This is a genomic window from Streptomyces sp. NPDC026206 (assembly GCF_040638465.1).
Taxonomy (GTDB): domain Bacteria; phylum Actinomycetota; class Actinomycetes; order Streptomycetales; family Streptomycetaceae; genus Streptomyces.
In genome coordinates, this window is record NZ_JBEZYL010000041.1 from 1 (window position 1) to 8,604 (window position 8,604).

Genomic DNA, 8,604 nt, shown 5'->3' on the forward strand with positions numbered 1-8,604 from the left:
TGAGCCGGAAAGGGGCGCGACCTCCAGCGCGAGCTGACCTACGACGGGCTGCGGGCCGCCGAGGCCAAGGGCAACAAGGGCGGGCGCCGCCCGGCCATCCCGGCCGACAAGACCGACGCCGTCCGCACCGCCTACCTAGTGCTGTGACCGCATAGGTTCACCGGCATGGCGTGGCAGCATGGCCAGGTCGGCGAACCATTTCCGGACTGCCCGCCTGTGGAGGAGCCAGCGGTGGCGGGTCAGGGGCCTGACGAGACTTGTGCAGGGTCGGCAAGCGCGCGGTCGGTCAGAACCAGTGCAGGCAGTGCGGCGGGCGCTCGGCGCGGAAGAGGGCGTCAGCGAGGGTGGCCGCGCCCGGGCGGTGGGCCCGAATGTGCCCGGCACGTACGAGCTTGCTCGGGGCGGTGCCGCCGAGGTAGACCGAGCCCAGGTCGCTGATGTCCAGGGACAGGTCGGGCTTCCGGTCCGTGGGGACGCAGTCGGCCTTGCCGTCCCGGACGGTCAGCAGGTAGCGGCCGTGCTCGCCGAGGAACGGGTCGTCGACGTCGAGGACGAGCTCGCCGTCGGTGAACCAACCGCGCGCGGTCAGCGCACGCGGGACGTCCAGCAGCCGCACCCAGAGCCAGTCGTCGTCGCTCACCTGGCCGGCACGGAAGTCCGCAAGCTGCCAGCGCAGCGGGTGCTCGAGCGGGAGGTTCTTGAACACGACCCGGGTGACCAGGTCGTGTCCGAGCACGAACCGGGCCAGGGCCGTGAAGACGGCATCGTCGGTGGCGATGATCTCGTCGACCGTCAGGGTGTCGGACTCGACCGAGTAGCCGGCGTACCCGTCCGGGACGCCGTCAGCGTCCCGGTGGACGGCGACGTAACGCGGCGCCGCAGAGACCGGGGGCCGCCCTGCACCCAAGGCCCACCAGCGGTGCGGCCGTGACAACGCGCCGGGCTGCGCGCGGCGGTACCGGTCGTAGACCCCTTCGATGATCTCGCCGCACTCGGCACGCCGCAGCAGCTCGACCGAGCCCGCGTCCGATCCGGCCGCTGGGGCGCCGGCCGTTCCACGCGCCCGGGGCAGAGCGAAGGCGGCCTGGTCGCGCGGCACCGTCAGCCGCTGCGCGTAGGTTGCCGGTCCGTAGCCGAACCTGCCGTAGATCGGGAACTCGGAAGCCAGCAGTACGGAGAGGAATTCCCCTCGGGCTCGCAGCTCGGTGAGCTGATGTCGCATCATCGCGCGGAGCACGCCCTGGCGCCGGTGCGAGGGCAGGACACCGACGAAGCTCACCCCGGAGACCGGTGCAAGGATCTCACCGGGCAGGGTGAGCTCGAAGGAGTACGCACCGGCGGTGCCGACGGGCCGCCCGTCCGCAGTCATGGCGAGCAGGTTGCGGTCCATTTCGAGCGCCGACCACCAGAGTCCGCCGCCGCCCTCGGTCGGGGTTTCCGGGAAGAGCCCGAACGCGGCATGGAGTGTGTCGACGAAGACGTCGAGATCCTTGTCGGTCGTAGGCCGGATCTCCATTGTTGCCGCTGCCTCCTCGAAATACCGGCACCATGATCATGGTGTCCCGCCACAGTGGAGCGTTGACCCGTGCCCAGGTCAAACGAATTACGGCCGGGCTCCCGGCCGGACAGAGCACCGCCCGGTCCGAGCCCGGCCCCGGGCATGAGTCGCGGTGGACGGGGTCGGCGGCGGTGCTCCCCGCGCGTGAGCGAAGGCGTCAGGCTGTGACCGGCAGTGGTCTGCCGCCCCAGCGGATGCCTTTCTCGCTGCGGACGCGTGCGCGTTCGCGTCGTTGTGAGGCCAGGACGTCGGGGTGTCGGGCGTTGTTGTTGCGCCAGCGCAGGTAGGTGTGCAGGGCCCGGGTCTGGACGGTGTGGTTGGGATGGTTGGAGTTGGCGAGGGTGAACTGTCGCAGGGGCCCGAAGTGGGCCTCGATGGGGTTGGCCCAGGACATGTAGGTCGGGGTGAAGCACAGCTCGACCTTGTTCCGGGCCGCCCAGCGACGGATCCGTCAATTCGCATGGGCGGAGAGGTTGTCGAGGATCATTAGGTGACGCCGTGGGTGCGGTGGTAGGTGGCGGGCAGCCGGTCCGGACGGCCGACCGGTGCCCAGCACGAGCCGGCAGTCGGACGGATGCCGAGCGGGCCGAATTCGTCGAAGGCGAAGGTGCCGTCCGGCCGTTGGTGGAGCGCGTACTCGATAAGGTCGAGCCTGGCGTCGAAAGTCCGGGTCCGGGGACTCCTTCCACGTCTTGGTCCGCTGGAAGGAGATCCCGCGGCGGACGAGCAGGAGCGCAGGGCTTCACGTCCGCCCCGGACGGGCCGTGCGGTGTTGCGCCGCAGGTGCTCAGCGAGTTTGCGGAGCGACCAGCGTGTGAACGGCTTGCCCAGCGCGGTCGGGCGGGTGGTGGCCGTCTCGGCGACGAAGTCCAGGCGGACGAGGACACCGTCCGCGCTGGTGGTGCCCCGCCGGACGATCCGCTGGAGCTCCTGCCCCTCCTGCTCGGTCAGACGACGAACCCTGACCGGTGGTGCCATCCCCGCCCTCGCTGGTCGTTGCTTCCCACCAGCACAACGAGCAACCCGGCGAACCTATGCGGTCACATCACTAGGCGGGGGCAGTGCTTTGACGATGCGGAGAGAGCTTTGCAGGCTCTTCGGCAGGCAGCCAGCAAGGTTCGATTGGAAGGCCCTGATGGGGTAGCTGAATCTGCCTATGAATGCGAGGCGGCAGCCGAGGCGGCCATGAATCAGATTGTGCACGTCGCTCAGCTTCACCAGTCTGGCGAAGCGGATGAAGAGGCACTAAGGAGTTCGGATCAACTCGCATGGAGACGTTTCGAGAGGTATATGGACCTCTCGTGGGAATTTGTAGCCAGGGCACGCAAGACGCTGGACGAGATCATGACGTCTGGGTAGGGCAACCGGGTACGCCGTTCGGGTAGGGGCGCCGCCAATGGTGTGGCAGTACTTTGGCGGCGCCGCGTCATCCCTGGTTGGGCAGCGTTCGCACTGGTCCCCAGCTGGGAACGCAGTGGGGAACGGACGCCCCAATCACGGGCAGTAGAGCCCGGTACGCCAAGGGGGCGCGCGCCCCATGTGACCAGCCAAAACGTCAGGGATGATCACCCGGCATCACTGACCGGCAGGTCTGAATTTGAACTTCTATTCCAGCGGTTTCCTCAGCTCGTCGCGCATCTCCACGGTCTTCTTCGCCAGCGCCTCAAGGGTGATCGGGGCTGCAGCGTCGGGGACGGAAACGGTGGCCACCGTGCTGTGGTCGCTCCATCCGCAGACGGCCATGGTGCCCGAGCCTTCGGAGCGATTGAAGGCGTATCTCTCGCAGGTCACGTGTTCTGCGACGCCTGGCGGAGTGACGTCCTTGGCCGGGGTGGTGACCTGGAATCCTTGATTTCCGTTCATGCCTTTGAACCAGCCGTCCATGGCACGCTTGGGGTCGCCTATCTCACCGTAGATACCGGTGAAGATCACGGTCTCCGGCCCCGGATCGGAAGCGGCGGTGTAATGCCCACCCACCCCCTTCGCGTTCCGTTCGTTCCCGCCATTCGTCAAGCCCCCGAGGTCGTTTTCCATCTCCTGGCTCATGTCTTCAGCCAGGGTGTACTGACCGCCCAAAAGAGTGCGAGGTACGGTGAGCCGGTAGCGCTGGGCAGATGGGGTGGCCGTGTTCCGGGATTCGCCGCCGACCACGGGGCCCGAGGCGGGCGCCGATGCCCGGCTCAGCTCCTCACCTCGCTCGCGGGCAGCATGGAGCACGTTCCCGAGGACAGCCACACCGACCAGGGCTCCGACGACGATCCCCGCGGTGGCAACGGGCCCCCTACGACGGGGGGCGGGCGCCGTGGGCGGCGCACCCCACGCCCCTTGCTGCGGATAGAGGGGCTGCTGCGGGTAGACCGGCGGCGGCTGCGGTGCCGCGTATGGCAGCGCCGGAGGCTCGGGCGGCTGCTGAGGCGGCGGCATCGTCATGGATCGGACTCCCTTTCAGAATGTGTGCTCGCGTGCATCGTTCATGCGTTCGCATGGGACACCGTATGCCGCAACAGCAACGAGGACATGAGTGCAGATACTCAGCTGAGACCTGGGACACGGCAGACAGGCGCGTGGCAGGTGTGTCAGTTGGGACAGCTGAGCTGTTCCATCGAGCCCCGGCGCGGTGAACTCGCCACTCGGCCGCGCGTTGGACGTTCTGTGCCGACGATGACTATGTCGCGTGTACCGGTCGTCGCCTCCGATGGGCGCACTGGCCACGGGGCGTCTGGTTGAGGTGCCCTGACATCGACCGTTGGCGGCTCAGCGAGGAAATCCTCCGGCACGTGGATGGACGTTCCGACGCCAGATGAGTGCCGGACGTCTGTCCGGACCGGCGAGGCTGACAGCCCGCGACACGGCCGACTGGCTGCTCGAGCAAGATTCCTTCAGCTACCGCCGTACGCACTTACGCCGTCCAGCGTCATTCAGCGTCTCCTCGGCTAGGGACTGTGTGAGGTTGTGATCAATCTTTGGTTCCGTTCCCGTGCGGGAGCAGTTCGAGGGAGTGATCTGGCGGTTCCGGTCCGCCGCTCAGTGGCGGGAGATGCCCTGCGAGTTCGGCCCCTGGCCGACGGTCTACGGCCGCTTCCGGATCTGGAGGGATGCCGGCGTCTTCACCGCACGGGGCGTCCGCCGCAGGGCAGGTGCCGCGGCCGGGTGGTGCGGTAGTCCTTCAGCCGGGTGGAGAAGACCCGCAGCCGGGGCAGGCCCGGGCGGAGTCTTCGCCTGTCACCACGTACACCGACGAACCGCCCGTCACCGGCGCACCCCCATCAGTTCGAAGACCCGGATTTCAACGCCAGCTGGACCGCTTCTTCACGGAACTCCGGCGAGTACTTGCTCGGTGGCGCCACTGCTTATTCGCTCGATTCCTTACAGGGCAACCCTATTTCTTCCCTGTCCGGGATCTTCGGGGCCCCTCATCGGCAATACCTGACCCGGGTTCGAGCCGCCGAGCAGGTTCTTGTGTGTCGTCGTGGCAGCAGCCTGCACTTGGACCGCAGGACGCCGGTGCCGGAAAGCGGTGGGCCGCGTTCCGCTGCACGGTATCCCCTCGCGGGCAGCCGCAGGGGTGTTAATTTTTGGCGATTACAAGTTCTTGGCAGCCGTTCTACGGGAGAGATCGTCATGGCAGAACGACCGCAGCGCAGGGCCCGGCACGTCCACGTCGGCCGGGTGGTGCGCAGTCGGCGCCTCACCCCGCACATGCAGCGTGTGGTCCTCGGCGGTGAGGGCCTGTACCGCTTCGCCGCGGGCGAGTTCACCGACCACTACGTGAAGCTGCTGTTCCCGGCGCCCGGCGCAACCTACCCCGAGCCCTTCGACCTGGACCAGATCCACGCCGAGCTGCCGCGCGAGCAGTGGCCGTTGTCCCGCACGTACACCGTCCGTTCCTGGGACGCCGAAAGCCGCGAGCTGACCATCGACTTCGTGCTGCACGGGGACGAGGGCGTCGCCGGGCCCTGGGCGGTGCGGGCCCAGGAGGGCGACATCCTGCGCTTCGGCGGCCCGGGTGGCGGCTACGCCCCCGACGCCGGCGCCGACTGGCATCTGCTCGCCGGCGACGAGAGCGCCCTGCCGGCCGTCGCCGCCGCCGTCGAGGCGCTGCCCACGGGCGCCCGCACCAAGGTCTTCCTGGAGGTGGCGGGGCCCGAGGAGGAGCAGAAGTTCGCCGGTGACGCCGAGGTCGTCTGGCTGCACCGGGGAGAGCGCCCCATTGGCGCGGCCCTGATCGAGGCGGTTCGCGCGTTCGACTTCCCGGACGGCCGTGTGCACGCCTTCGTGCACGGTGAGGCGGGCTTCGTGAAGGAGCTGCGTCGGCTGCTCCGGGGGGAGCGCGGTATCCCGCGGGAGCAGCTGTCCGTGTCCGGCTACTGGCGTCTCGGCGATGACGAGGAGGGCTGGCAGTCCTCCAAGCGGGAGTGGAACGCCCAGGTGGAGTCGGAGCAGGAGGGCGGCGCCCCGGCCGCCTGAGTCCGACGGTCCGAACAATGCCGGACGGGCTGGAGGAACCAGGGTGATTGCAGAGTCTCTTGATCACGAATCGGTGCAGGTCAATTGAGACCGAGGAGGGTTAGCGGCCGTTCGTAGAGGCGGAGGCTGTCTTGCGGAGTCCGGCGGCGATGTTGTTGGTATGGCCGGCGGTGCGGAGCTGGTTGATGGCGAAGCTGCGCAGGGTGGCCATGTTCTCGGTGCTGTGGCCGGTGCGGATCTTGGAGGCGTCCTCGCGGAAGGCGGTGTCCCGGACGAAGCGGAGCCGGTTTTCGATCACCCAGCGCGCTCTCAAGATCTTCGCGATCCGCTCGGGTGATACCTGGCGGCTGGTCAGATCGGTGATCGCGTAAACCGTCTCGCGACTCCGCTTGCCGGTGATGGTCGAGCGTGAGCAGGCTCCTTTCGGAGGCCCCTGTGCCTCTGGCCGGATCTTGTGCACTCGTGGCCAACGAAAGCACTTGCGGCACTGCCAATCCAGGGCTACCGTCCATGCCGTCATGCAGCAACTTGCCCAGGCTGCAAGCAAGTTGGTGCACGTGAGCCTGTGCATCGGGGGACCATGACGGGCTTAGGTATCGCGCGGTTTCGCTGTGCCGCGCTGGGCGTGATTCTGGCTGCAGTCCTGACGGCGTGCCACTCACAGCCGGAAGGCAACGATGCCGTGCCCTCGGCCAGCGCCATGAAGGTCCGCGATGCATGGGCCCGGGTCCAGTCACAAAGGGTGGGCGGCTGCATTCCCAGCCATTGCGCCCAGTACCTAACGGACACCTTAGGGGCCGTTGACGCCTTCCTCCTGGCTATGAAGGCCAGCCCCAAGGGGGCAGGCCACTTCAGTGAACCCATAGTGCTGATCGAAGATCTCCAAAAGAGGATTCCGCAGAGATCTGCGCCTCAGCTGGAGAAGGATAGACCTCTTATTGAATCCACCGTATCCCGGCTTCAGGCATTTATGAGTCGTCATCCCGACGACTACAAATAAGGGGAACGGGAACAGAGATGGCATTCATGCGAATGAATCGCACAGTCAAGACGGCGGCAGTCGGCGCGGCGGCCGTGGCCTTGTTTGCGGCATTCCAGGTTCCGGCGCATGCTAACGACAAGGACGGCAGATGCGAGTCTGGGGAGGTGTGCCTGTACGAGAACAGATCCTGGCAGGGAGGCCTGTTCGATGACAATGGGTGGCTGCAGGACTATGCCGGCTACACGTTCTCCCGCACCGGGGACCCTATCGATAACAACGTAGCCTCCGTCATCAACAATAACGGCAGCATGTACTGGCGGGGATGGCAGTACAAGGGGAACGCAGGCTGGCGTCCGGGACAGCGGTACGGATCCGGCCCGGCCACTTTCCGGTCGGGAACCGTGGCGGCTTCTTCCTCCTGCAGCTGACGGCGATCCGGGACATCTTCGCCGAACTTGACGGGGTTGTCCGCTGGGGCAGAGACGACCGCAAGGTGGACGAGGCTCTGTTCTACATCGATGTCAAGCCCGGTGACGCCCGGTTGAAGGAGGTCGTCAACAGGATCCGAGTCTGGAAGGACATGGCGGGCCAGGGCGCCGGCGCTCCCGTTGATCTGACATCGCGTACACGACGCAACGCTGCGAAGGCGATGGAGCACCGCCAAAAATCGGCCGCGTGACGGTGGTCACGTGCTATGCCGGATCCGGGAAATGATCTCCGCGCCGGTGATCGGGCGGGGCTTTCTCGTTTCTGGTGGTGCTCGGGAGGGGGCGTCTGGCATCCCGGCGCGCCAACCACCCATAACCGTCCGTAGTTGGACCGGATGCCGAGAGGCTGCCAGCCAGCTGCCTCCGCCACAAGCTGCGAACAGCCACCCCCGCCGACGTCGTCGGCCACCTCTGCGGACGCTCAGTCGGCGATGGCTGTCGGCGCCTGACCCTGCCCACTCTGCAGCAGACGCTTCGCCTGCATTTTCGACAGGTGACAGCAGGACCTGTGCACTGTCCTGGTTCTTCTCCGGGTCCTGATAGGTCATGAGGACGATGACGGTGCCCACACGCACCGTCATCGAGTTGCTCGGCTTGGCATAGGCGGCTCCGGGCTCGGCGTAGGCCATGCTCTCGTTGCCAGCTCGCGGCATGGACACCTCAGTGGCCCCGCTCCCGCTCAACCGGGCACTGTTCACGTTGTTGAACGCCGTAAGCAGCCGCCCCCCCAGGAAACGCCATCAGGTCCAAGTGCACGCTGCCGGAGTCACCGGGTGCCTTGTACTGCACGGCGCCATGGCTCCAATACGGCGAGCAGTCCCGGGATCCGCTGTCCTTCCCGGCACCGCTTCGCCCAAGGAACATCCCTGGCATCCAGCCGCGTCAGGCCCGTCTTCCAGCCCACCGGCATGCTCTGCAGATCCGGCAGAGCCTTCCTGAGGCCCCCTGCGTCGAGCACTGTGCCAGGGTCCAAGCTTCCGTCCCGCTGCCCACCGCTCACTGCGAAGACGCCGTCCTTTAAGACGCCGTTTCTTATGGTGTGATCGTTCGTTGAGCCGTGCATGACGGATCTGGTTGAGCGACTGGTACCGGACGAGTTATGGGCGTTG

The 8,604-nt window shown here is 66.9% G+C and carries 6 protein-coding genes and 2 pseudogenes; 4 read left to right on the top strand and 4 right to left on the bottom strand.

Features of this window, described 5'->3' with window-relative positions; genetic code table 11:
• Positions 1 to 286: 286 nt before the first annotated feature.
• The 3 genes and pseudogenes from AB0F13_RS27585 to AB0F13_RS27595 form a co-directional block, all read right to left on the bottom strand.
• Positions 287 to 1,516, bottom strand: a complete 1,230-nt coding sequence (locus AB0F13_RS27585) for a GNAT family N-acetyltransferase (protein ID WP_362087860.1) — start codon at positions 1,514 to 1,516, stop codon at positions 287 to 289.
• Positions 1,517 to 1,715: 199 nt separating this feature from the next.
• A pseudogene (locus AB0F13_RS27590) lies at positions 1,716 to 2,536 on the bottom strand (transposase).
• 627 nt (positions 2,537 to 3,163) lie between these two features.
• The gene (locus AB0F13_RS27595) at positions 3,164 to 3,775 is read right to left on the bottom strand and encodes a hypothetical protein (protein ID WP_362087863.1); all 612 of its coding nucleotides are present in this window, start codon (positions 3,773 to 3,775) and stop codon (positions 3,164 to 3,166) included.
• 760 nt (positions 3,776 to 4,535) lie between these two features.
• Here AB0F13_RS27595 and AB0F13_RS27600 point away from each other — a divergent pair.
• Both AB0F13_RS27600 and AB0F13_RS27605 read left to right on the top strand, forming a co-directional pair.
• A pseudogene (locus AB0F13_RS27600) lies at positions 4,536 to 4,673 on the top strand (transposase); the annotation flags it as partial.
• Positions 4,674 to 5,179: 506 nt separating this feature from the next.
• Complete coding sequence (locus AB0F13_RS27605; protein WP_362087866.1) at positions 5,180 to 6,025, top strand: siderophore-interacting protein; 846 nt, start codon at positions 5,180 to 5,182, stop codon at positions 6,023 to 6,025.
• A 100-nt stretch (positions 6,026 to 6,125) separates the two neighbouring features.
• On the opposite strand, the gene AB0F13_RS27610 is transcribed toward AB0F13_RS27605, so the two are convergent.
• A complete protein-coding gene (locus tag AB0F13_RS27610) occupies positions 6,126 to 6,485 on the bottom strand; it encodes a transposase (RefSeq protein ID WP_362087869.1) in 360 nt (119 codons plus the stop codon).
• A 572-nt stretch (positions 6,486 to 7,057) separates the two neighbouring features.
• Here AB0F13_RS27610 and AB0F13_RS27615 point away from each other — a divergent pair.
• Positions 7,058 to 7,435: a peptidase inhibitor family I36 protein gene (locus tag AB0F13_RS27615; RefSeq protein WP_362087872.1), complete on the top strand. Its 378-nt coding sequence runs from the start codon at positions 7,058 to 7,060 to the stop codon at positions 7,433 to 7,435.
• Complete coding sequence (locus tag AB0F13_RS27620; protein ID WP_362087875.1) at positions 7,330 to 7,686, top strand: hypothetical protein; 357 nt, start codon at positions 7,330 to 7,332, stop codon at positions 7,684 to 7,686. Before AB0F13_RS27615 ends, AB0F13_RS27620 begins: the two co-directional genes overlap by 106 nt.
• Positions 7,687 to 8,604 lie beyond the last annotated feature (918 nt).

Excerpts from the sequence above, each read along its gene's own strand:
- AB0F13_RS27585 (WP_362087860.1), bottom strand. The coding sequence starts at position 1,516 with ATGGAGATCCGGCCTACGACCGACAAGGATCTCGACGTCTTCGTCGAC.
- AB0F13_RS27605 (WP_362087866.1), top strand. The coding sequence starts at position 5,180 with ATGGCAGAACGACCGCAGCGCAGGGCCCGGCACGTCCACGTCGGCCGG.
- AB0F13_RS27615 (WP_362087872.1), top strand. The coding sequence starts at position 7,058 with ATGAATCGCACAGTCAAGACGGCGGCAGTCGGCGCGGCGGCCGTGGCC.
- AB0F13_RS27620 (WP_362087875.1), top strand. The coding sequence starts at position 7,330 with ATGGCAGTACAAGGGGAACGCAGGCTGGCGTCCGGGACAGCGGTACGG.